Genomic DNA, 22,827 nt, shown 5'->3' on the forward strand with positions numbered 1-22,827 from the left:
CATCATTCCGAATCCAGACGACACCGCGTCCGCAGATGCAGTGCGCGCGTCCGCCGATGCACGCGCCATCCGCATCGACGTCGTCAGTCTGTTTCCCGATTTCATCGACCAGGCCGCAGCCGTCGGCGTGGTCGGCCGTGCGCGCGAGCGCGGGCTGCTGACGATGCAGGGCTGGAATCCACGCGATTACGCCGAGGGCAATTACCGCCGTGTCGACGATCGCCCCTTCGGCGGCGGCCCCGGCATGGTGATGCTGATCGAGCCTCTGCGAGCCGCCCTCGCCGCCGCACGTGCGGCGGACCCGGCGCCGGTGCGCGTGATCTACATGAGTCCGCAGGGACGCCCGCTGACCCAGACCAGGGTGCGCGAGCTCGCGGCGCTGCCGCGGTTGCTGCTGCTGTGCGGCCGCTACGAGGGCGTCGACGAACGCTTGCTGCAGGCCGAGATCGACGAGGAACTGTCGATCGGCGATTACGTGCTGTCGGGCGGCGAGCTGGCCGCGGCGGTCGTCGTGGACGCCGTCGCCAGATTGCAGGACGGCGCGCTGGGTGATGCGGAATCCGCGGTGCAGGACAGTTTCGAGGGCGATGGCCTGCTCGATTGCCCGCACTACACGCGGCCTGTCGAGCACGACATGGGCCGGGTGCCGGACGTGCTGCTGTCGGGCAACCACGCGGAGATCGCCAAGTGGCGGCGCCAGCAGTCGCTGGTCCGCACGCTGGAGCGACGCCCGGACCTGATCGACGAAACCGCGCTGGGCAAGGCCGATCGCCGCCTCCTGGCCGCCTGGCGGGCGGAGCAGGGCGGGAATGCGTCCGATGGATCGGGCGGCTGACGCCACCCGCCGGGGTGCTGGCATTCGCCGCAAGGCCGCGGCTATAATGCGCGGCTAACCCGTTTTACCCGAGCCGAAGAGCTCGCCGAGCCAGAGCGTGCGTCCACGTGCACCACGCCTATAACGACACCAACAGGCAACGATCATGACCAACAAGCCCTCCCTGAACACCCTGCTGCAGGAATTCGAAAGCGCCCAGACTACGCGCGAGCTTCCCGACTTCGGCCCCGGCGACACCGTCGTCGTCAACGTCAAGGTCAAGGAAGGCAACCGCGAGCGTGTGCAGGCCTACGAGGGCGTGGTCATCGCGATCAAGAACGCCGGCCTGAACTCCGCGTTCACCGTCCGCAAGATCTCGCACGGCTTCGGCGTCGAGCGCGTGTTCCAGAGCCACAGCGCGCAGATCGACTCGGTCGAAGTCAAGCGCCGCGGCAAGGTCCGCGCGGGCAAGCTGTACTACCTGCGCGGTCTGGAAGGCAAGAAGGCGCGCATCAAGGAAGACCTGTCGGCTTCGGCGAAGGCCAAGAACGACAAGGCACGCGCCGACAAGGCTGCAGCCGCTGCTGCGCCGGCGCCGGCAGCCGCTGCCGAGTAATCGGGACGCTCCGAGTCGCACGACGGCCGCCGCAAGGCGGCCGTTTGCGTTTGGAGTGCCGCGCGTCGTACCTGCCTGTATCAGGCGGTGTTCGATCGGCGGTGTCGGCGCCGGCACTGTGGCCTCAGGGAGATACAGGCCTGCGGTCGATGCGTTTCGAGCACCTGTTGAGGGGTCGCGGCGCCTGCGGCCCACGAGGGCCAGGCGTATCGACCGCCCACGCGGGGACATGTCGTCGGATCCCCAATCACCTGGTGCCTGCGAGCATTCGCCCTGTCCGTGCATACGGAAAGGGCGCTGGATCCGCATCCAGCGCCCTTCGTTTCGACCGTGTGGCGTCGCGCGATCAGTCGTAATCAGCTTCGAGCAGACGACCGGTGCGTGCCGAATATTCCAGCTCGACGATGCGGCCATCGTCCTGGCGGATGTCGATGTCGTATTCGCCGTCGTCGTAGGACACATCGATGACGCGGCCCGGATGACGACGCTGCGCATCGGCGAGGATGCTGTCGAGCGAGGCGCTGTTGGCGCGGAAGCGCGGGTCGGCCTTGGCGGCGGCCGCGGCGTGCACGCGGTCATCGTCGCCGCGGCGATCGTCGCGGTCCTGGGCGAAGGCGAGCGGTGCGGCGACGGCGAAAGCGGCGGCGGTGATCAGGCTGGCAATGGCGGTACGGGTCATGGCGATTCCTCGGTGTGGGATGGAGTGCACCGGTCTGCAACCGGTTGACGCCAGTCTCCCCATCGCGCTTAACGCGGTTCTGATCGAGCCGTTCACGGTTCTGTTAATCCGCCTCGCCACACTGGCGCCATGCGTACTCTCATTGCTCCGATCGCGCTCGCTGCCGTTCTGTTCGCCGCGCCGCTCGTCGTGCCGCTGCACGCCGATGCGCAGGATCCGCAAGGCACCGCCGACTACGCACGCGACGGCGTGCGCAGCGGTGAATTCGTGCGGCTCGAACGTCTGCTCGCGGATGCCGAGCGCCGCTATCCGGGGCGCGTGATCGAAGTCGAACTCGACCAGGACGACGACGAGTACGAAATCGAGATCCTGATGCGCGACGGCCGCGTCGTGGAGCTGAAGTACGATGCGCGCTCCGGGCGCCTGCTCAAGGTCGAGATCGACGACTGATGCGCATCCTGCTGGCTGAAGACGACGTCGAGCTCGCGTCGCGCGTCGCCGCTGCGCTCGGTGCCGCGGGATTCGCGGTCGACCGTGCGGAAGACGGCACCGATGCCGAGTTCCGCGGCCAGACCGAGGCCTATGACGCGGTCGTGCTCGATCTCGGCCTGCCGAATCTTGACGGCGTCTCGGTACTGCACCGCTGGCGCGAAGCGGGTCTCACCTTGCCAGTGCTGGTGCTCACCGCGCGCAGCCGCTGGCACGACAAACTCGCAGGGTTCAACGCCGGCGCGGACGACTACCTCACCAAACCGTTCCAGATCGAGGAACTGGTGCTGCGGCTGCAGGCGTTGATTCGCCGCAGCGCCGGCCATGCGTCGCCGCGTCTGCGTTGCGGACCACTGGAATTCGATGCGAATGCGGGCCGCTTCGCGCTCGACGGCGATCCGCTCGCGTTGACCGCGCAGGAGCACCGCATCCTCGCGTATCTGATCCATCACGCCGGTCGCGTCGTCAGTCGTGGCGAACTCGGCGAACATGTCTACGACAACGGCTTCGATCCTGATTCCAACGCACTCGACGTGTTGATCGGGCGCATCCGCCGCAAGCTCGGTGTCGCCCTGCTGCACACGGTGCGCGGGCAGGGCTTCCGGTTGTCGGAGACGCCATGAACGCGCGACGCGCGCTGTCGCTGCGCTGGCGTCTGTGGCTGGCCGGCGCGCTGGGCGTGGCGATCTCGGCGTTGATCGCCGGCGGTCTGCTCGGCGCGATGTTCGAACGCTCCGGACAACGCGCGCTCGACAGCCGGCTCGACGACGATTTCGCGACGCTCGCCGGCCTGCTCGAAGCGCGTGCGGATGGCGGCTGGCAGCTGCGCCGGCCGCCGGCCGACGAACGCTGGGCGCGCGTGTTCTCCGGCTGGTACTGGCGGATCGGCGAAGGCGCGGACGCGGTACGTTCGCGCTCGCTGTGGGACGACGAACTCGTCGCGCACGATGTGCCCGGCACCGCCGCGGTGTGGTCGGTCGTCGAAGGGCCGCGCGGCCAGCAGCTGCGCATGCGCGCGCAGCTGCTGCGGCTGCCCGGTGTCGCCGATCCCATTCCCGTGCACGTCGCCGGCGACCGCGGCGACGTCATCGCCGAGACACGCGGGTTCCGGCAGGCGGCGATGCTGGCTTTCGCGGGTGCGGCAGCGGCGCTGCTGGCATTGCTGGCCTGGCAGATCGAATGGGGCCTGCGCCCGCTGCGGCGCATGCGCGGCATCTTGCAGCGCGTGCGCAATGGCGACGACGTGCGATTCGGCGCCGAGCGCTGGCCCGCAGAGGCGGCGCCGCTGGCGGAACAGATCGACGATCTGCTCGACGAACACGCACGCCGCGTCGCACGCGCGCGCCACGCCGCCGAGGACCTCGCGCATGCACTGAAGACGCCGCTCGCCGTGCTTTCCGCGGAAGCGCAGCGCCCGGGCGACGACATCGCCGGTGTGGTGTCGACCCAGGTGCAGCGCATGCGCGGCGAGGTGGAGCGCAGGCTCGCGGGTGGCTTCGCGGTCGATGCACGGCAGCGCACGCCGGTCGCGCCGGTGGCCGAGGCGCTGTGCGGGCTGTTCGCGCAGACCGCCGGCGATCGCGTGACGCTGCACTGCGAGGTCGCCCCGGATCTGGTGTTCGCCGGTGCGCGCGAGGATCTGGAAGAGATGCTCGGCAATCTCGTCGACAACGCGGTGAAGTGGGCGCGCGCGCAGGTGCGGATCCACGCGACCTCCGCTGATGGACGCGTGCGGATCGCGGTCGACGATGACGGTCCCGGCATGCAGCCAGATGCACTGGAGCAGGCACTGCAGCGCGGCGTGCGCCTCGACAGCCGGATGCCAGGGCATGGCCTGGGTCTTTCGATCGTGGACGGCATCGCGGCCGGTTACGAAGGCCGGCTGGTACTCGAGAACCTGCCGGGCGGATTCCGCGTGCTGCTTGATTTGCCGGCCGGCGCACCGATATCGGATGCATGAGCGAAGCACAGGTTCCCAACGCCGCCGACACCGTTCGCCTCGATCTCTGGCTGTGGGCCGCGCGTTTTTTCAAGACCCGCGCGCTGGCCAAGCAGGCGATCGAGACCGGCAAGGTCGACGTCGGTGGTCAGCGTGCGAAGCCCGCGCGTGCGGTCCGTATCGGCGATGCGCTGCGCGTGGCGCGGGGCGAGGAAGTGTTCGACATTGCGGTCGCCGGACTGTCGGACACGCGTGGACCCGCGAGCGTCGCGCAGACGCTCTACAGCGAAACCGAGGCCTCGCGTGAAGCGCGCATGGCGCGGCTGGCCGAGGCGCGCGCTGCGCGTGCCGGCTACCAGGCGCCGGAGCACAAGCCCGACAAGCGCGCGCGGAAACTGATCCGCGCACTCGGCGATATCGACGCACTCTGAAGCGCGTTTCCTACGCGGGCAGCCACCCGCGCACCAGCGACTCCGAAACGGTCCACAGCCGCGCGGCCATCGCCGTGTCGCGTTGCGCGTCGCTCTGCGGCGCAGGCGCAAAGTCGCGGTAGAACGCGCCGTTGATGCCGGATGCCGCAGGCGACGCCGCCAGCCAGCACGGTGTCGCCGCGCCCTGTTGCACGCTGCGCGCGTCATCGCGGTATCGGTTGCCGACGTTGCGCAGGATGTTGCTGCGCGTGTGACCGGGCGACACGCAATTGGATGTGGCCCGTGTGGCCGCCAGGCGCCGCGACAGTTCCAGCGAGAACAGGCCGTTTGCCAGTTTGGAATGTGCGTAGCGTGCGTCCCAGCCCGCGCCGGAGAGAGCGTCGAACTGGATGCCGCCCGGCGGTGCGTTGCGTTCGTCGCCGCTGCCGAGCACGACCACGCGGCCCTGCGGCGCGGCGGTCACGCGATCGAGCAGACGGCGCACCAGCAGGTAGTGGCCGAGATGGTTCACGACGAAGGTCTTTTCGATGCCGCGGACCTTTTCCAGATCGTCGAGCACCACACCGGCATTGCAGACCAGCGCATCGAGCGGCACATCGAGCGCACGGATCGTGTCGCTCGCGGCGACGACGGAATCGAAATCGGCGAGATCCAGCACCACCGGTGTCGCGCGGCCTTTGACCGCCACGCAGGCCGCCTCGCCGGTGGCAGGCGACCGCGCGGTGCCGATCACGTGCGCGCCGCGCAGTGCGAGCACACGCATGGTTTCCTGACCGATGCCGGACGTGCAGCCGGTGACGACGATGGTGCGGCCGCGCAGGTCGAGGCCGGCGGTCGCATCTTCGGCGGTGCTCGTCGCATCGAGATCTGGCGTGCGCGCGAAGCCGGGCAGGGCGGTCGCCAGTGTGGCCAGCGCGCCGGCCTGCAGCAGGCGGCGCCTGCGTTGATCGAAATGCATCGGTCGTCGGGTCTCTGACGGTTCGGGGCGTCGAGTGTAGGACGGTCGCGTGGCGACATCACGGAGATGCAATGGCCGGAAACGCGAACGCCGATGCAGGAGCACCGGCGTCCGGTCACACCATCGCCCGAGAGCGATATCGCGCAGCGATCAGCGCAGGTCGTAGCGATCCAGGTCCATGACCTTGGTCCATGCGGCCACGAAGTCGCGCACGAACTTCTCCTGCGCATCGTCGCTGGCATAGACCTCGGCCAGCGCACGCAGGATCGCGTTCGAACCGAACACGAGATCGACGCGGGTGCCGCTCCACTTCTTCGCGCCGGTACCGCGCGCGCGCCCTTCGAACGTCGTGCGGCCCGACGGCGCCCACTCCGTGCCCATGTCGAGCAGATGGCGGAAGAAGTCGTTCGACAGCACGCCGGGTCGATCGGTCAGCACGCCGTGCTGGCCGCCGTCGTGGTTCGCGCCGAGCACGCGCAGGCCGCCGACCAGTACGGTCGTCTCCGGCGCGGTCAGGGTCAGCAACTGCGCACGGTCGATCAGCAAGTGCTCCAGCGGCACCACCGAGTGGCCCTTGGCGTAGTTGCGGAAGCCATCGGCCCAGGGTTCCAGCGCATCGAAGGATTCGACATCGGTCTGCTCCTGCGAGGCATCGCTGCGACCCGGCGAGAACGGCACGGTCACCGACACGCCGGCGTCCTGCGCGGCCTTCTCGACTGCGGCTGCGCCGCCGAGCACGATCAGATCGGCCAGCGACACCTGCTTGCCGCCCGCGGCCTTGCCGTTGAAATCGGCCTGCACCTGTTCGAGCGCAGCGAGCACCTTCGCCAGCTGCGGCGGATTGTTGATCGCCCAGTCCTTCTGCGGTGCGAGCCGGATGCGCGCGCCGTTCGCGCCGCCGCGCTTGTCGCCGCCGCGGAACGTCGATGCCGACGCCCATGCAGTCGACACCAGTTCGGAGACCGAAAGCCTGCTGGCGAGGATCGCCTGCTTCAGCGAGGCGACATCGGCATCGTCGATCAGCGCATGTTCGACCGCCGGCACCGGGTCCTGCCAGATCAGTACTTCGTCCGGCACTTCCGGGCCGAGATAGCGCGCGCGCGGGCCCATGTCGCGATGGGTGAGCTTGAACCACGCACGCGCGAACGCGTCGGCGAACTGGTCCGGGTTCTCAAGGAAGCGACGCGAAATCTGCTCGTAGGCCGGATCGAAACGCAGCGCGAGATCGGTCGTGAGCATCGTCGGCAGCTGCTTCTTCGAAGCGTCATAGGCGTGCGGAATCGTCGCTTCCGCGTTCTTCGCCACCCACTGCTGCGCGCCGGCCGGGCTCTTCGACAGCTCCCATTCGAAACCGAACAGATGTTCGAAGAAATCGTTGCTCCACTGCGCGGGCGTCTTCGTCCACGTGACTTCGAGGCCGCTGGTGATCGTATCTGCGCCTTTGCCGCTGCCGAAACTGTTGTGCCAGCCGAAGCCCTGCGCTTCGAGCGTGTGTGCCTCGGGCTCTTCGCCGACGTGTTCGGACGGCGCCGCGCCGTGGGTCTTGCCGAAGCTGTGGCCACCGGCGATCAGCGCGACGGTTTCCTCATCGTCCATCGCCATGCGGCCGAAGGTGTCGCGGATGTCGGCGGCGGCGAGCAATGGATCGGGATTGCCGTCGGGACCTTCCGGATTCACGTAGATCAGACCCATCTGCACCGCGGCGAGCGGGTTCTCGAGCTTGCGCGAATGCACGTCGCCGTCGGCATCGTCATCCGACACCAGCACGCCGTCGTCGCCATCCTTCGGCACGCCGTGCGAGCCGTGCGCATAACGCACATCGCCGCCGAGCCACGTGGTCTCGCGGCCCCAGTACACGTCGAGGTCCGGCTCCCAGGTATCGTCGCGGCCGCCGGCGAAGCCGAAGGTCTTGAAGCCCATGGTCTCCAACGCGACGTTGCCGGTGAGGATCATCAGGTCCGCCCACGAGATCGCGCGGCCGTACTTTTGCTTGATCGGCCACAGCAGACGGCGCGCCTTGTCGAGGCTGACGTTGTCCGGCCAGCTGTTGAGCGGCGCGAAGCGCTGCTGTCCGCGACCACCGCCACCGCGACCGTCACCGATGCGATACGTGCCGGCGCTGTGCCAGGCCATGCGCACGAACAGGCCGCCGTAATGGCCGAAGTCGGCCGGCCACCAGTCCTGCGAATCGGTCATCAGCGCGGCGAGATCGCGCTTGAGACCGTCGTAGTCGAGTTTGGTGAATTCGGCGGCGTAGTCGAAGTCCCCGCCCATCGGGTCGGACTTCGCGGAATGCTGGTTGAGCAGATCCAGGCGCAGCTGGTTCGGCCACCAGTCGCGGTTGCTGGTGCCGCCACCGGCGGTCTGGTGGAAGGGGCACTTGGCGTCGGTCGACATGGCTGGAGTTCTCCCGTTGGGTCGTTCGGCGATGTCACGTCGGCTGTAAGCCGACGGGCATCGGAAATCGAGTCTGCGAAAAACGGATGACAGAAGGCGTGCACGCGGCGGTGCCGCGCGCTGTCAATCCGCGATGGAATGCAAGGCGCGGCAGTGCGGTCGCGGTAGAGGGGAATCGATGTGCTGGCGCATAGCTGGCGGCCTCCCGTTCTGGACGTTCAGGGTAGGCGCAGTCATTGCCGAGAGGGAAATCGATTGTTCGCGTCTATTCGATAGGGGCGGGCTATCGAGATCCGGGACTATCGCGCAGGCCGCGGGCGCGCGAATGCAGGAAGGCTTCGATGCTCGTCGTTCCGGCGCGTGGGCCGGAGTCGCGCTTCAACGGCCGGATTGCCGCTCACCCTTTGTGATTCCCGCCCGGTGCACCGGAATCGGAATGGGTCCCAGCGTGGGCTGGGACGACGGTCATCAAGACGCGACAGCGGGAGTCGGCGAGCCGCACTCCTCAGAGCAATGCCCGCACCCGGTACAACGCTTCCAGCGCCTGCTTCGGCGTCAGCTCGTCAGGATCCAGCCCGGCCAATGCTTCGAGCGCCGCCGAGGCCGGCGCGAACAGGCCGATCTGTTGCGGACTGTCGAGCGTAACGGCCGACAGCGGTGCGGGCGTGGGACTGTCATGGCGTCGCTGTTCGAGTTCGGCCAGGCGCGCGCGCGCGTCGCGGACGACCGCTTTCGGCAAGCCGGCCAGCGCGGCCACCTGCAGGCCGAAGCTGCGATCGGCGGGGCCGGCCTTGACCGCGTGCATGAACACCAGCGTCTCGCCACCCTGCTTGTCGCGATGCTCGACCGCGTCGAGATGCACGTTGGCGATGCCGCTGCCCGGCTGTGCGAGCGCGGTGAGTTCGAAGTAGTGCGTCGCGAACAGCGTGTAGCTGCGGTTCGCGGCTGCCAGATGGCGCGCGCAGGCGTCGGCCAGCGCGAGGCCGTCGTAGGTCGACGTGCCGCGGCCGATTTCGTCCATCAGCACCAGCGACTGGTCGGTGGCGTGATGCAGGATGTAACTGGTCTCCGCCATCTCGACCATGAAGGTCGACTGGCCTTTCGCTAGATCGTCGCCTGCGCCGATGCGGGTGAGGATGCGGTCGATCGGTCCGATCACCGCGCGCGAGGCCGGCACGAAACTGCCGATGTGCGCGAGCAGCACGATCAGCGCGTTCTGGCGCATGTAGGTGCTCTTGCCGCCCATGTTCGGGCCGGTGATGACCAGCATGCGACGCGCGTCGAACTCCGCGCCGTCGCCGAGCACCAGATCGTTCGGTTCGAAGGGTTCGCGGCGCACCGCCTCCACCACCGGATGGCGGCCGCGTTCGATGCGGATGCCGGGCGCGTCGTCGAGTTGCGGACGCGACCAGTCCAGCGCCTGTCCGCGTTCGGCGAAGCAGGCCAGCACGTCGAGTTCGCTGAGCGCGCCGGCGCAGTGCTTGAGCGCCTCGATGCGATCGTTCAGCGCGTCGAGCAGCTGTTCGTACAGCAGCCGTTCGCGGGCCAGCGATCGTTCGCGCGCCGAGAGCACCTTGTCCTCGAAGGTCTTGAGCTCTTCGGTGATGTAGCGCTCGGCATTGGTCAGCGTCTGGCGGCGCGTGTAGTGCGCGGGTGCCTTCGCCGAATGCGCCTTGGAGACTTCGATGTAATAGCCGTGGACGCGGTTGTAGCCGACCTTCAGCGTGGAGATGCCGCTGGCCTCGCGCTCGCGCGCTTCCAGATCGACGAGGAACTGGTCGGCGTGATTGCTCAGCCGGCGCAATTCGGCCAGCTCGGCATCGTGGCCATCGGCGAACACACCGCCATCGCGCGCGAGTACCGGCGGTTGCTCGACCAGCGCGGTGGACAGCAGATGCGCTTCGCCTGCGTGCTCGCCGAGGCTGTCATGCAGTGCGCGCAGTCGCGGCGAATCGAGTGTGCCGAGGACGCCGCGCAGATCCGGTAGCATCGCCAGACCGTCGCGCAGCGTGGACAGGTCGCGCGGGCGCGCCGAACGCAATGCGATACGGGTGAGCACACGCTCCATGTCACCGAGCGCACGGAAACGCTCGCGCAAGGTGTCGTCGCCGCCGGAATCGATCAGCGTCTGCACTGCATGCAGGCGTTCGCCCAGCACGGTGCGATCGCGCAGCGGCCGATGCAGCCAGCGCCGCAGCAGACGTCCGCCCATCGGCGTGACGGTGGAATCGAGCACGCCGAGCAGGGTGTTGCGGGTGTCGCCATCGACACGCGTGTCGAGTTCGAGATGGCGGCGCGTCGCCGCGTTCATCGCGATCGCACCGTCGCCGCTTTCGACCGAAATGGAGGTCAGATGCGGCAAGCGCTGTTTCTGGGTTTCCTCGACGTAGCCGAGCAGCGCGCCAGCCGAGGCCACGGCCAGCGGTTTGTCGTCGATGCCGAAGCCGGTGAGGTCATGCAGGCCGAAGAACTGCAGCAGCTGGCGACGGCCGGAATCCGCATCGAACAGCCACGGCGGGCGACGACGCGCACCGGTGCGCTCGGACAGGAAGCCCGGCCAGCCGTCTTCGTCGGGCACCAGCAGCTCGGCCGGATCGAGCCGGGCGATCTCGGCTTCGAGCATGTCTTCGGTCGCGCACTCGCAGACCAGAAAGCGACCACCGGCGAGATCCGCCCAGGCGATGCCGTAGTGCCCGGCGCGGTTGCGTGCGACCGCCATCAACAAGGTGTCGCGACGTTCCTGCAGCAACGCTTCGTCGGTCACTGTGCCCGGCGTGACGATGCGCACCACTTTCCGTTCGACCAGGCCCTTGCTCGCCGCGGGATCGCCGATCTGCTCGCAGATCGCCACCGACTCGCCGAGTGCGACCAGTCGCGCCAGATAGCCTTCGGCCGCGTGATGCGGCACGCCCGCCATCGGAATCGGCGCGCCGGCCGAATTGCCGCGCTGGGTCAGGGTGATGTCGAGCAGCCGCGCCGCCTTGCGGGCGTCGTCGTAGAACAGTTCGTAAAAATCGCCCATGCGGAAGAACAGCAGCACATCGGGGTGATCGGCCTTGGCACCGAAGAACTGCTGCATCAATGGCGTGTGCTGGGGCGAAGACATCCAATCGCTCGTTAGGCCGGCCGCATAGTCTGCCCGAAACCGGCGTTTTCCGCGGTCCGCAGGGGCCTCGCGTGCGGCGCTTTGACGACGTGCGATTTCCATGCGCACGCGTGTGGAAGCTGTGTTAGGTTTCCGTTCACGGCAGGCGACTGCCGGGCGTTCCGGTCTGTCCCCCACGATGACCGGAGCGGCGGGGAATCCCGATGGCGCAATGCCGTCGGGGGTCGGTTTTCGGATGAACCACACCACGTCATTGGGGGACAACATGGATTCACGTAAGTTGCAGCGCAGCCTGCTCAGTCACGCTGTCGTCGTTGCGTTGGCCGCCACCGTCGCGGCGCCCGCGATGGCGCAGTCGACCACCACGGACGACGAGGCGCCCACCACGCTGGCGACGATGACCGTCACAGCGCAGAAGCGCGAGGAAGCCATCCAGGACGTGCCGATTTCGGTCACGGTGCTCGACGAGCGGCTGATCCGCGACACCGGCGTGCGTGACATCAAGGACATGCAGATCCTGGTGCCGGGGCTGACGGTGACCAGCACGCAGAACGAAGCGATCACGACCGCGCGCATTCGCGGTATCGGCACGGTCGGCGACAACGTCGGTCTGGAGTCTTCCGTGGGCGTGGTGATCGATGGCGTGTACCGTCCGCGCAACAGTGTCGGGTTCGGCGACCTCGGCCAGATCGAGCGCATCGAAGTACTGAAGGGGCCGCAGGGCACCGTGTTCGGCAAGAACACGTCGGCCGGCGTCATCAATGTCGTGACCCGTCGCCCGAGCTATGCACAAGGGGCCGAAGGCGAGATCACGGTGGGCAACTACGGCGCCCTGGGCGTGGCGGGTGCCTACAACGACGCCTTCAGCGACAACGCCGCGTTCAGCGTCTACGCCGCCAAGCGCAAGCGTGACGGCTGGATGGACGTGCGGACCGGCAACGGCCCTCGCGCCGGTACCGACGACTACGACCAGGACTTCCACACCGTACGCGCCAAACTGTTGTTCGAGCCGAGCGATGCGGTCGAAATCGTGTTCGCTGCCGACTACACCAGCCGCGAGGAGAACTGCTGCACCGCGGTGCATACGACGATCGGCCAGACCTCGCAGGTCATCAATGGCCTGACCGGCGGGCAGGGCATGGAAGTCTCTCCCGGGCCGTTCCCCGTCGCCGGCGATCCCTTCGCGCGCGTGGCCTACAGCAACCGCAGCACCGAGCAGGACATCAAGGAACACGGTGTGTCCGCCGAAGTGAACTGGGAGCTCGGCGCGATGGGCGGCGCGACGCTGACTTCCATCACGGCGCAGCGCAAGTGGGAGGCGATCAACGGCCTCGACTACGACTTCACCGCGGCCGACATCCTCTATCGCAACGCCGACAAGAACGAGTCCTACACCGGCTTCGACACCTTCAGCCAGGAGTTCCGTCTGACCGGTTCGACCGACCGTCTCGACTGGATGGTCGGCGTGTTCTATTCGGATGAAGATCTCGATCGCAACGAGTCGTACCGCGTAGGTCCCCATTACGAGCCCTACCTGTCGACGCTGGTCGGCCAGCAGGTGCTCGGCGGCCTGGCACAGCAGCTCGCGCCGTTCGGCGTTACGGTGAACCAGGCGAATCCGGCGACGTTCCTGTCGCAGGTGTCGGGCCGACCGTTCGGCACCAACTTCGCAGGTCTGGGTGCGCTCGATCGCCACCAGCAAAATGCCAAGAGCCTGGCCCTGTTCACCAACAACACCTGGCATGCCACCGACCAGCTCGACATCACCGTCGGCCTGCGCTACACCCGCGAAGAGAAGGATCTGCTGTCGGTCTACAGCAACCCGAACGGAAGCCTGGGCTGCGGTTCGGTCCTGGCCAATCCCGCGGGCCGCGTCGGCGCAGCGCTGGTCGCACGCGGCGTGCCGGCCGCGCTGCTGCCACAGGTCCTCGGCGCCGTCGCGCCGCAGGTCACCGGTTTCATGTGCCTGCCGTGGGCCAACGCGCTGCACAACGGGCGCGTGATCGACCAGTCGCGGGAAGAGAAGGAATGGTCCGGCACGCTGAAGGCCGCGTACCGTTTCAACGACAACTTCATGGCCTACGGCTCGGCCGCGCGTGGCTACAAGGGCGGCGGCTTCAACCTCGACCGCGTGCAGTCCTCCAACGGACTGTCGAGCGGCGGTTCGGGCATTACGCCGGTCGACGACACGTCGTTCCCGGGCGAGTTCGTCGACAGTTACGAGCTGGGAACCAAGACCACCTGGGCGAACGGTTCGTTGCTGCTCAATGCGGCGCTGTTCCATCAGACCTACGACGACTTCCAGCTCAACAGCTTTCTGGGCACCAGCTTCGTCGTGCGCTCGATTCCCGAGGTCGTGTCCCGCGGTATCGATGCCGAGATCCTGTTCCAGCCGCAGGGCGTGCAAGGTCTGATGCTGCAGGGCGGTTTCATGTACGCCGACACCAAGTACGGCGACGACATTCCGGGCGTCGATTTCCTGCAGCCCGGCGCCCCGGGTGCACCGGCGGGTGGCGGCGCGCTGTACAAGCTGCCCGGTGCGACGATGAGCTTCGCACCGCGCTGGTCGGGTTCCGCATCCGTGACCTACGAGTGGGACGTCGGTGATTCGCTGCTGGCGCGTTTCAACGTCGGTGCGAAGTACACCTCGGACTACAACACCGGTTCCGATCTGGATTTCGAGAAGCACCAGGACGCCTATACCGTGGTCAATGCGCGTGTGGGTTTCGGCGCCAGCAATGGACGCTGGATGGTGGAGCTCTGGGCCACCAACCTGACCGATGCGGAGTACATCCAGGTCGGTTTCGATGGTCCTTTGCAGGCCGTGGGTACGCCGCAGCCAGGTCAGGCTCTCAACACCTACAACGGCTTCCCGGGTGCGCCGCGGATGTACGGTGCAACACTGCGCATGCGTTACTGATCCATCGCGTCGACGCAACGGCCGGCCCGCGAGGGTCGGCCGTTCGCGTTCCAGGCGCGCGGAAACGCGGCGTTCCAGGTGCCGGCGCGACGCGCGCGGCACGATGCGGTACAACGGCGGCTCCGATCGCAGGGCCGCCCATGCACGACACCCACTCCGATGCCGCGCTGCACACGCTCGCCGAAGAGACCGGCGCGCTGTTGCGCGCACGCCACCATCGCCTGGTCACCGCCGAGAGTTGCACCGGCGGCTGGATCGCCAAGGCCGTCACCGACGTCGCCGGCTGCTCGGACTGGTTCGACTGCGGCATGGCGGCCTACAGCTACGAGGCCAAGCAGGCGCTGCTGGGGGTGAACCCGCACACGCTGGAGACCCACGGTGCGGTGAGTCGCGAGACCGTGATCGAAATGGTGTCCGGTGCGCTGGTGAATTCGGGCGCGAGTGTCGCGGTCGCGGTGACCGGCATTGCCGGCCCGGGAGGCGGCAGCGAGGACAAGCCGGTCGGCACGGTCTGGATCGGCTGGAAACGCCGGGGCGGCTACGCGCGCGCCGAACTGTTCCAGTTCGACGGCGACCGCGACGCGGTACGTCGGCAGACCGTCGCTGCGGCGCTGCGTGGACTCGGTCCTACCGTCGGCTGACGCGATGTCCCGGGCGCGGCAGCAATGTGCTGATCGCATCGCGCCTCATGTAAGTCCATCCGGCACCCGCGACGCGGCGTCGTGCCGCGTCGCCTGAAGCGCGCTCACTGCGTCACGTCGACCCAGACCAGTCGATGGTCGGTGCCATCGACGATGTCTGCGTGGGCCGCATCGCTGCGGGGCCAGAACACGCCATTGCCGACGAGGGCATGACCCACCGAGGGCAGTGCGTAGTCGAGCCGCAGATTGCCCACACGCGGGCCGAAGCTGCCGGTGTCGTGTGCATGCGAACCGCGGTGCTGCACGTTCGCACCGCCGTCGGCTTCGGCCGCTTCGATCGCGCCCTCGCTGCGCGGCGTGGCCATGCGCAGGACACGCGGGTGTTCGAGCAGTTCCACGATCGCGGTGTGGTCGCCCGAGCCGTCGACGGGGTCGTTGTTGAGATCGCCGAGAATCACGAAGCGCGCGTCGGGCTCCAGTCCACCGCAGCGACCGGCGTCGTCGCACAGCCACTCGTGCGTACCCGGCGACAGATAGTCGGTCCAGAAGCGGATTTCGTCGTGATTGCGGGCGACGTTGCGCTTCTCCGGCCCGTCGAATGCGGGCGGTGTGGGATGCGATGCCAGCACATGGAGGACACCGCCCGGCGCGCGCACCTGCACATCCCAGTGCGACTTCGAGGACAGCCGCAGTTGCGACCACGTGCTGTCGGGATGGAAGGGGCGGCCATCAGGATGGCGCGGACGCCGCGCGTCGGGCATCGCATCCCACTTGAACAGCTGGAAGGTGCGCGCGGTAGTGGCATCGATCGGATAGCGCGACAGCAGCAGCATGCCGTACTGGCCGGGATGCAGCCCGTAGCCCCAGGCATCGTTGCCGCGATCACGACCGTCGCCACCGATGGTGCCGTTGTTGTCGAGATCCAGACCGCTCTGCACGCCGGTATTGACCGGTGCGAGATAGCGGTACGGATAGCGCAGCGGTTCGCCGCCGCCTGGCTGCGGGCGTTCGAGCCAGCGCTTCTGGAACAGCTCGGCGGCGCTGCCGTCGGCAACGTAGTCGAACTCGTTGAGCAGCACGATGTCGGGCCGCACCTGCTGCAATACCGCGGCGACCTTGCGGGCGCCGGCGTCGTCGCCCTGCAGGCTCTCGAGCAGGCCGCCAGCCTCGTCGCTGTTGAGCGAGGTGTTGTAGGTCGCGATGCGCAACGTGCCGGGCGACGCCGCGTCGGCAGTGCGCGGCGCGTCGCCGTGCGTGTTGACGCGCACGCAGGCAGCAAGCAGCACGAGGGCCGCGCAGGCGAGCAGGGCGATCAGCCACGTGCGGCTCATGGCGCGGCGTCCGTCAGCGGACGCCACTGGCGTCCATCGAAGCCTTCGAGCGGCTGGAAATTGCGTTTGTAAGCCATCTTGCGGTGTCCATCGATCCAGTAGCCGAGATAGAGATAGCGCCGGCGGTCGCGCTGCGCCCAGGCGATCTGTCGCAGGATCGCCAGTGTGCCGAGTCCGCGTGACACGAAGTCGGGGTCGTAGAAAGTGTAGACGGCCGACAGCGCATCCTCGATCAGATCCGTCACTGCGACCGCCACCAGTTGTCCGTGCAGGCGCAGTTCCAGCAGCCGGCCTTCGTTCCAGGTGCCGATCAGGAACTGGTCGAACTCGTGCGCGCCGTGATCGTCCATGCCACCGGCCGGATGTCGCGACACCAGATATTTCCGGTACAGCGCGAGGCGCTCGTCATTGCGCTCGGCGGGGACCACACGCGCATCGATGTCGGCATTGCGCGCGAGCGTGCGGCGCTGGCTGCGGTTCGGCACGAATGCATCGACGGGAATGCGCACTGCGGTGCAGGCGTTGCAGCCGGCGCAGTGCGGGCGGTAGACGATATCGCCCGAGCGGCGGAAGCCCCAGCGCAGCGCCTGCGGATAGACGGTGCCCAGACGCGGATCGCGCGGATCGAGCACCAGGTCGCGCGCCTCGCGGTCCGGCCAGTAGCCGCAGGCATGCGGTGCGGTGTGGAACAGGCGCAATTCGCCTGTGCCGGCATCCGGTTCTGGTGCGGGGCGCGACGGGGTCTGCATGCCGGCAGGATACGCACCGGCGTCGCAGACGGCGCGACCGGTTCGCCGACCGCAGGCTGAACCGCGCAGCCTGCCGGTCAACGCGATGCGTGGTGCGGGCGTTGATCCCTGCACAGCGGCACGGTGCCGCGGCAACGGGAACACACCCATGAAGACGAGGCTCATCACCACCGCGCTGCTCGCGGCGCTCTCCATCACCACGATCGGCGCGGCCGCGGCGCAGGCACAGGCGCCGGCTGCAGGCACGCAGGCGGTCAAGCCTGATGGCGAACGTCATCGCGGCCACGGCCTGCGCGGCCATGGCGGCGACCGTGTCGACGCGCTTGCGCGACTCGACACCGACAATGACGGCCGCATCAGCCGCGCCGAAGCGCAGGCCGGTCAGGACGCGATGCAGGCACGTCGCGACGCACATCGCGCCGAGCGCGCCGCGCGTGGCGACACGCCGCGTGCCGATGGCCCACGGCGCGAAGGCGCACGCAGCGCCGATGCTCGTGGCGAGCGTCCGCAGCGTGGACGGGGCGGCCCGCGTTCGCACAAGGGCGGCGGTTTCGATCTGGTCGCCAACTTCGACGCGATCGACACCAACCGCGACGGCTATCTCACCCGCAGCGAACTGCGCACCTGGCACACGGCGAAATCCGCCGAGCGTCGTGCAGAAGGCGAGCGTCGCTTCGATGCGAAGTTCCGCGAGGCCGACCTCAACAACGACGGCAAGCTGAGCCGCGTCGAGGTGTCGGAGAAGATGCCGCGTCTGGTCGAGCGTTTCACGTGGCTCGACGAGAACCGCGACGGCTTCCTGAGCCGCGAGGAGCTGCGTCCGGCACGTCCGCAGCGCTGAGTCGCGGGCGACATGTCAACGGAAAGGCCGCGCTTCGCGCGGCCTTTTTCTGTGCGCACGGGCTCGAAACGGGCTTCTAGGCAGCGCGTTTTCGAGGTCACGCCCGGCATCCGCAAGGTGGATCGCAAACGGAATGCGCGCGGATACATCCTTCGCGCGACACCCTCTGCACGCACGGCTCAGGCGTTTTTGAGCCAGAGGATCAACACGATGCCCAGCATGGCGACGTTGGTCAGGATCAGGCCGCTTGGCCCGAACATCAGCCGGTAGCCGAGTGCACGGCGGGCGCCGCCCTTGGGGTCACGCGCGATGTCCCGCGCAATCAGCGGATTCATCAGACGCGGCATGCTGGTCAGCAGCGGGTAGTTGTAGAGGAACAATGCGATTGCGACCGCCGCCGACAACCAGGCTGCCGGCATGTCGCGGCTGCCCGCCATAAAGCCGAAGCCCGCCCCGACGACACCACCCGCCAGCGACCCCCAGACGAACCAGCGGTCGTAGAGTTTCAGGATCGCCCGGCGTTCGGCTTCGGTATCGGCGTAACGCGCGACCATCTTCCGGCACAGCCACATCGTCAGCCCGCCGAACACCAGCGACACGCCTGCGGCGCCGAGCGCGCTCGCACTGCCCAGCGCGGCCTTGCCGGCGACACCTGCGCCGAATGCCCCGCCGGCTGCAACGCCTGCGAACGTGCCTGCCGCTGCCGGCTTCGCGAACGCCGCCAGTCCGGCCGTCACCAGCAGCGTGAACGCGGTGCCCGGCGCCGAGCCCGCGGCGAACTCCTGGAAGCGCGCCATCAGATCCTCGCGCAGGCTGCGGCGTGCGCGCGACAGGCGCTTGCGCACCGCGGCGTCCGACAGGCCGAGCAGCGCGGCGACCTGCTTCGAATTGCCGCCCTCGCGGTAATACAGCAGCAGCACCTCGCGGCTCTCGTCGGGCAGATCGGAGATCAGGTCCGCGGCGACGCGTCCGGTCTCGTCGTCGACGATCCGCTGCATCGGGCAGCCCTCGGGATCGGCCGCCTGCGCGATCGCGATCTCGGCGGCTTCGCCGGCCACCATGCGCTCGCGCCGCGCCCGCAGATGGTCGCGGGCGAGGTTGCGGGTGATCTGTCGCAGCCACGGCAGAAAACTCGTCGTGTTCTGCAGCCTGCCCAGTTGCTGCCAGGCCTTGAGATAGGCCTCCTGCGCGATGTCCTGGCTGGCCTGCACGTCGCGGGTGATCGCCAGCGCGATCGCGGTCGTCGCGTTCTGGCTCATCTGCACGATGCGGCCGTACGCGGCCTGGTCGCCACTGCGCGCGGCGGGCAACTCCAGGTGGATCCGGTCTTCGAGGCCGAGATCGGCGGCGATGGCGTTCATGGCGATCCTTGCAGGTCGGGTCGCTTCAAGAGACGCGACCCGGGCGCCGGATGTGACCGGCGCCTTCGATGATGCCTGCAGAACCGCGTGACTGCGATCAGTCGGCGGCGTCGAACTGCCAGTCGCGGCCGTCGCGGCGCACGTCCAGCGTGCGCGTGACCAGGCCCTGCGCGGCGTTGCTGCCGCCGCTGACCAGATCCACCGTGCCCTGTCCGGAACCATCGGTGCGGTAGTTGGTGACATCCAGCGATGCGGCCCGACCGTCGCCGCCGCTGCAGGCCGAGGACGGATGGACGTCGGGATAACCGGCTTCGAGTTCCGCCAGCAGGTGCGCCGCCGGCGCATCGCCGTCGATCGCCACGCACACCGGTCCCGCCCGCGAAGCCAGTGCATCTGCCAGCACGGCCGTGGCCAGTGCCCGCGGTACCGGCGCGCGGTACTCGCTGGCTTCGACGGTCGGCGGCACCATGTCGAGCACCGTCTCTGGCGCTGCGGCGACAGGTGCTTCCTGAGGCGTCTCCGTCGACGGCCGGTTCCACCACGACAGCGCGATCACCAGCACCGCGCCGCCGATCAGCGTGTAACGCACCTTGGACGCGCGCGTCATGCCCTTGGCCGGCGCTTCGGCGGCCGGCGCGAACACAACATCGCTCTGGCCGAGATAACTGCGCGTCGAAGGCTGGTTCTGCAGCAGGCCGATATCACGCAGCAGTGCGCGCGCCCGTGTCTGGTCGTCGGAGCGGATCACCCACACCGAAGGCCTGGGACCGCCGGCGTTGTCACGGAAGCTGAAGGCACTCCGGCGGCTGCCCTTGTAGGAGCGGCCGTTGAGGATGCGCACCTCGATGCCGTCGGCACGCAGCAGTTCGGCAACGCGTTCGACGTTCTCGAGGCGGGGGCTGGAGAAGACCTGACGCATCAGCCCGCCTTCGGCGCGGCGTCGCCCGGCAGCACGCGGATCATGCCTTCCTGCGCGGTGCTGGCGACCAGGCGTCCGGCGCGGTCGAAGATCTGCCCGCGCGCCAGTCCGCGCGCACCCTGCGCGCTGGGGCTGTCGAGCGAGTACAGCAGCCAGTCGTCGACGCGGAACGGACGGTGGAACCACAGCGCGTGGTCGAGCGAGGCCATCTGCACGTTCGGCTGGTAGTAGCTGATGCCGTGCGGGAACGTGGCCGTGCCCAGCAGCTGGAAATCGGATGCGTAGGCCAGCAGCGCACGATGCAGCGCGGGCGCATCGCCGACCGGGCCGGTCAGGCGGAACCACATCTGCTGGAACGGCGGACGCTTGGGCGGATGGAGCTCGTCGCGTGGATACACGTGACGGAATTCGAACGGTCCGCTGCGGTCGAGCCAGCGCTGCACCTTGACCGGCAGCTTGGCCAGCACTTCGGCCGGCAGCGGATCCTGCGGTGCGATGTCTTCCGGCGCCGGCACTTCCGGCATCGTCAGCTGGTGCTCGGCGCCGGCTTCCTCTTCCTGGAACGAAGCGGCGCAGAAGAAGATCACCTTGCCGTGCTGGATCGCGGTCACGCGGCGCACCGAGAAGCTGCCGCCATCGCGGGTGCGGTCGACGTCGTAGACGATCGGCGCGTCCACATCGCCGGCGCGCAGGAAATACGCGTGCAGCGAGTGCGCCGGGCGCGGGCTGGTCATCGTGGCCTGCGCGGCCGACAGCGCCTGGCCCAGCACCTGGCCACCGAACACGTACTTGGTGCCGATGTCGCGGCTCTGGCCGCGGAACAGGTTGTCTTCGAGGCGCTCGAGCGAGAGCAGGTCGATCAGTTCGGAAACGGGCGGGGTCATCGCGGGGGGCCGTGCACGGTGGGGCGGCAATGCGGATGCTTGCCGGCCGACGATTATAGGTGGGGGCGGGCCGGGGCTCTGACGCGGGCGTTCAGACGCCGATGCGGGTCAGCGGGACGCGCGCCAGCACATCCGTCCACGGGAAGAGCGGGCCGGGGTCGCGTTTGCGGGCGACGGTCAGGGCCGGATCGTCGCTGGCGGCGACGCGATCGGTGTCCAGATCCTCGTGGCCGGCAATGTCGCGAAGATTCGGCAGCGTGGCGCGCAGATGCGCGAGCAGCGCGACCAGCGCGTCGATCTGCGCCGGCGTGTAGGCCTCGTCCATCGCCTGGTGCCGGCTGTCGTACCAGTCCGGGAAGCGGCCGGTGTTGACGAGTTCGATCCCGACCGACTGCGCGTTGTGGCCGCGCACATGGTGGGCAACGCGGGTCGCGGGCACGTATTCGACGATGCGGCCGTCGCGGTCGATGTACCAATGGCCGCTGGCACCGGCGCCGCTGTCGTAGAGCGCGCGCTCGCCATAGACACGCGCCGTGGCGAGGTCGGGCAGCTCGGTGCAGTGGATGACGACCAGGGTGATGTCCGATGCCGCGCGCGGCGCCAGCAGGTCCACATAGGGCAGCGGTTGCAGCGCGATCCGGGGCGCGGACGTGGGGTCGGACATGGCCCGGATGCTAGCATTCACACATGAGAAATCCGCCGCCAGACTCCGACCTGCACGCCCTGATGACGCAGTTTCCGCGCGTCGGCCGGGTCGACTGGATCGGCCTGCGGCCGGCTCGCGACGCGCCGATCCGCGTCGTAGACAGCGCAGTCGCGGTAACCGGCATCGGCCTCGAGGGCGATCGTTACACCGGCGGCAGCGGCAAGCGCGGCGTGACCCTGATCCAGGCCGAGCATCTGCCGGCAATCGCTGCGCTGAGCGGCCATGCCGAGGTCACGCCGGTGACGCTGCGCCGCAACCTGGTGGTCTCCGGCATTCCGTTGATCGCGCTCAAGGGGCGGCGTTTCCGCGTCGGCGAGGTGCTGCTCGAAGGCACGGCGCCGTGTGATCCGTGTTCGAAGATGGAGGCGGCGCTCGGCCCCGGCGGCTACAACGCGATCCGCGGCATGGGCGGCCTGTGCGCGCGGGTGATCACAGGCGGCGCGCTGAAGATCGGTGACACGGTCGAATGGGTGGACGCATGAGCGCGCGCGGCCACTGCATCCTCTCGCACGGCTTCGAGAGCGGCCCCGATGCCACCAAGGTCACCGCGCTCGCCGAGGCCGCGGAACGCCTGGGCTGGAGCCACGAGCGCCCGGACTTCACCGATCTCGACGGCAAGCGTGATGTGAGCCCGCTCGGCGATGTCGCCGCGCGCATCGAACGTCTGCTGCGGCTGACTCTGGATGCCGCCGCGCGCGGACCGGTAGTGCTGGCCGGTTCCAGTCTCGGTGCGTGGATGGCGGGGCATGTCTCGCTGCAGGTGCCGGTCGCCGGCCTGTTCCTGATGGCGCCGCCCGTGCGCCTCGACGCCGCGCATCCGCTGCAGGCGGCCGACGTGCCGCTGTCGGTCGTGCACGGCTGGGACGACGAACTGATTCCCGCCGCCGATGTCGTCGACTGGACCTGCGCGCGCCGCGGCCGGCTGCTGCTGGTCGACGACAATCACCGTCTGACCGCGCATGTGGATGCGTCGGCAGATGCATTCGCGGCGTTGCTGCGGTCGCTCTGATCTGACTCCGTTTCCGCTTCGATCCGTCATGCCCGCC

General features: G+C 68.4%; 21 protein-coding genes. 11 read left to right on the forward strand and 10 right to left on the reverse strand.

The window, feature by feature from the left end; all coding sequences use genetic code 11:
- Nucleotides 1-67: 67 nt before the first annotated feature.
- Both trmD and rplS read left to right on the forward strand, forming a co-directional pair.
- Nucleotides 68-835: a tRNA (guanosine(37)-N1)-methyltransferase TrmD gene (gene trmD / locus AC3A4E_RS07355; RefSeq protein WP_487632039.1), complete on the forward strand. Its 768-nt coding sequence runs from the start codon at nucleotides 68-70 to the stop codon at nucleotides 833-835.
- Nucleotides 836-980: 145 nt separating this feature from the next.
- Nucleotides 981-1,430 (forward strand): 50S ribosomal protein L19, encoded by a 450-nt coding sequence (gene rplS / locus AC3A4E_RS07360; protein WP_487630856.1) that lies wholly within the window; start codon nucleotides 981-983, stop codon nucleotides 1,428-1,430.
- 346 nt (nucleotides 1,431-1,776) lie between these two features.
- On the opposite strand, the gene AC3A4E_RS07365 is transcribed toward rplS, so the two are convergent.
- Entirely contained in the window at nucleotides 1,777-2,109 is a 333-nt protein-coding gene (locus tag AC3A4E_RS07365; RefSeq protein ID WP_487630857.1) for a PepSY domain-containing protein, read from the reverse strand.
- A 129-nt stretch (nucleotides 2,110-2,238) separates the two neighbouring features.
- Between AC3A4E_RS07365 and AC3A4E_RS07370 the strand changes: the two genes are divergently transcribed.
- From AC3A4E_RS07370 to AC3A4E_RS07385, 4 genes are read left to right on the forward strand one after another with little or no spacing between them, the layout of a single operon-like run.
- Nucleotides 2,239-2,559 carry a PepSY domain-containing protein gene (locus AC3A4E_RS07370; RefSeq protein ID WP_487630858.1) on the forward strand — a complete coding sequence of 107 codons (321 nt, stop codon included), beginning with the start codon at nucleotides 2,239-2,241 and terminating at the stop codon, nucleotides 2,557-2,559.
- A complete protein-coding gene (locus tag AC3A4E_RS07375; protein ID WP_487630859.1) occupies nucleotides 2,559-3,221 on the forward strand; it encodes a response regulator transcription factor in 663 nt (220 codons plus the stop codon). The genes AC3A4E_RS07370 and AC3A4E_RS07375 overlap by 1 nt, the downstream gene beginning before the upstream one ends.
- A complete protein-coding gene (locus AC3A4E_RS07380; protein WP_487630860.1) occupies nucleotides 3,218-4,558 on the forward strand; it encodes an ATP-binding protein in 1,341 nt (446 codons plus the stop codon). The genes AC3A4E_RS07375 and AC3A4E_RS07380 overlap by 4 nt, the downstream gene beginning before the upstream one ends.
- Nucleotides 4,555-4,968: an RNA-binding S4 domain-containing protein gene (locus tag AC3A4E_RS07385; protein ID WP_487630861.1), complete on the forward strand. Its 414-nt coding sequence runs from the start codon at nucleotides 4,555-4,557 to the stop codon at nucleotides 4,966-4,968. The genes AC3A4E_RS07380 and AC3A4E_RS07385 overlap by 4 nt, the downstream gene beginning before the upstream one ends.
- Nucleotides 4,969-4,978: 10 nt before the next feature.
- Here the strand turns inward: AC3A4E_RS07385 and AC3A4E_RS07390 are convergent, their stop codons facing one another.
- The 3 genes from AC3A4E_RS07390 to mutS form a co-directional block, all read right to left on the reverse strand.
- Entirely contained in the window at nucleotides 4,979-5,926 is a 948-nt protein-coding gene (locus AC3A4E_RS07390; RefSeq protein ID WP_487630862.1) for an SDR family NAD(P)-dependent oxidoreductase, read from the reverse strand.
- 150 nt (nucleotides 5,927-6,076) lie between these two features.
- A complete protein-coding gene (gene katG / locus AC3A4E_RS07395; RefSeq protein ID WP_487630863.1) occupies nucleotides 6,077-8,323 on the reverse strand; it encodes a catalase/peroxidase HPI in 2,247 nt (748 codons plus the stop codon).
- A 505-nt stretch (nucleotides 8,324-8,828) separates the two neighbouring features.
- Complete coding sequence (gene mutS / locus AC3A4E_RS07400) at nucleotides 8,829-11,429, reverse strand: DNA mismatch repair protein MutS (protein ID WP_487630864.1); 2,601 nt, start codon at nucleotides 11,427-11,429, stop codon at nucleotides 8,829-8,831.
- A 265-nt stretch (nucleotides 11,430-11,694) separates the two neighbouring features.
- On the opposite strand from mutS, the gene AC3A4E_RS07405 reads away from it, so the two are divergent.
- Together AC3A4E_RS07405 and AC3A4E_RS07410 are read left to right on the forward strand one after the other, a co-directional pair.
- Nucleotides 11,695-14,349, forward strand: coding sequence for a TonB-dependent receptor (locus tag AC3A4E_RS07405; RefSeq protein ID WP_487630865.1), 2,655 nt, complete (start codon nucleotides 11,695-11,697; stop codon nucleotides 14,347-14,349).
- 140 nt (nucleotides 14,350-14,489) lie between these two features.
- On the forward strand, nucleotides 14,490-14,990 hold the full coding sequence (locus AC3A4E_RS07410) for a CinA family protein (RefSeq protein WP_487630866.1): 501 nt from the start codon (nucleotides 14,490-14,492) through the stop codon (nucleotides 14,988-14,990).
- A gap of 104 nt (nucleotides 14,991-15,094) precedes the next feature.
- Here AC3A4E_RS07410 and AC3A4E_RS07415 read toward each other — a convergent pair whose 3' ends face one another.
- Both AC3A4E_RS07415 and AC3A4E_RS07420 read right to left on the reverse strand, forming a co-directional pair.
- Nucleotides 15,095-16,321 carry an endonuclease/exonuclease/phosphatase family protein gene (locus AC3A4E_RS07415; RefSeq protein ID WP_487630867.1) on the reverse strand — a complete coding sequence of 409 codons (1,227 nt, stop codon included), beginning with the start codon at nucleotides 16,319-16,321 and terminating at the stop codon, nucleotides 15,095-15,097.
- Complete coding sequence (locus AC3A4E_RS07420) at nucleotides 16,318-17,070, reverse strand: arginyltransferase (protein WP_487630868.1); 753 nt, start codon at nucleotides 17,068-17,070, stop codon at nucleotides 16,318-16,320. The genes AC3A4E_RS07415 and AC3A4E_RS07420 overlap by 4 nt, the downstream gene beginning before the upstream one ends.
- A 148-nt stretch (nucleotides 17,071-17,218) precedes the next feature.
- Here AC3A4E_RS07420 and AC3A4E_RS07425 point away from each other — a divergent pair, with 148 nt between their 5' ends.
- Nucleotides 17,219-17,911, forward strand: a complete 693-nt coding sequence (locus tag AC3A4E_RS07425; protein ID WP_487630869.1) for an EF-hand domain-containing protein — start codon at nucleotides 17,219-17,221, stop codon at nucleotides 17,909-17,911.
- A 179-nt stretch (nucleotides 17,912-18,090) separates the two neighbouring features.
- On the opposite strand, the gene AC3A4E_RS07430 is transcribed toward AC3A4E_RS07425, so the two are convergent.
- The 4 genes from AC3A4E_RS07430 to AC3A4E_RS07445 form a co-directional block, all read right to left on the reverse strand.
- A complete protein-coding gene (locus tag AC3A4E_RS07430) occupies nucleotides 18,091-19,272 on the reverse strand; it encodes an RNA polymerase sigma factor (protein ID WP_487630870.1) in 1,182 nt (393 codons plus the stop codon).
- Nucleotides 19,273-19,369: 97 nt separating this feature from the next.
- The gene (locus AC3A4E_RS07435) at nucleotides 19,370-20,191 is read right to left on the reverse strand and encodes a hypothetical protein (RefSeq protein WP_487630871.1); all 822 of its coding nucleotides are present in this window, start codon (nucleotides 20,189-20,191) and stop codon (nucleotides 19,370-19,372) included.
- A complete protein-coding gene (gene tesB, locus AC3A4E_RS07440; protein WP_487630872.1) occupies nucleotides 20,191-21,075 on the reverse strand; it encodes an acyl-CoA thioesterase II in 885 nt (294 codons plus the stop codon). Before tesB ends, AC3A4E_RS07435 begins: the two co-directional genes overlap by 1 nt.
- Before the next feature lie 91 nt (nucleotides 21,076-21,166).
- Nucleotides 21,167-21,739 carry an N-acetylmuramoyl-L-alanine amidase gene (locus tag AC3A4E_RS07445; protein WP_487630873.1) on the reverse strand — a complete coding sequence of 191 codons (573 nt, stop codon included), beginning with the start codon at nucleotides 21,737-21,739 and terminating at the stop codon, nucleotides 21,167-21,169.
- A gap of 23 nt (nucleotides 21,740-21,762) precedes the next feature.
- Between AC3A4E_RS07445 and AC3A4E_RS07450 the strand changes: the two genes are divergently transcribed.
- A complete protein-coding gene (locus tag AC3A4E_RS07450) occupies nucleotides 21,763-22,263 on the forward strand; it encodes an MOSC domain-containing protein (RefSeq protein ID WP_487630874.1) in 501 nt (166 codons plus the stop codon).
- A complete protein-coding gene (locus tag AC3A4E_RS07455) occupies nucleotides 22,260-22,790 on the forward strand; it encodes an alpha/beta hydrolase (protein ID WP_487630875.1) in 531 nt (176 codons plus the stop codon). Before AC3A4E_RS07450 ends, AC3A4E_RS07455 begins: the two co-directional genes overlap by 4 nt.
- Nucleotides 22,791-22,827: the final 37 nt, after the last annotated feature.

The sequence above is a fragment of the Luteimonas sp. Soil_N_1 genome (assembly GCF_057656255.1).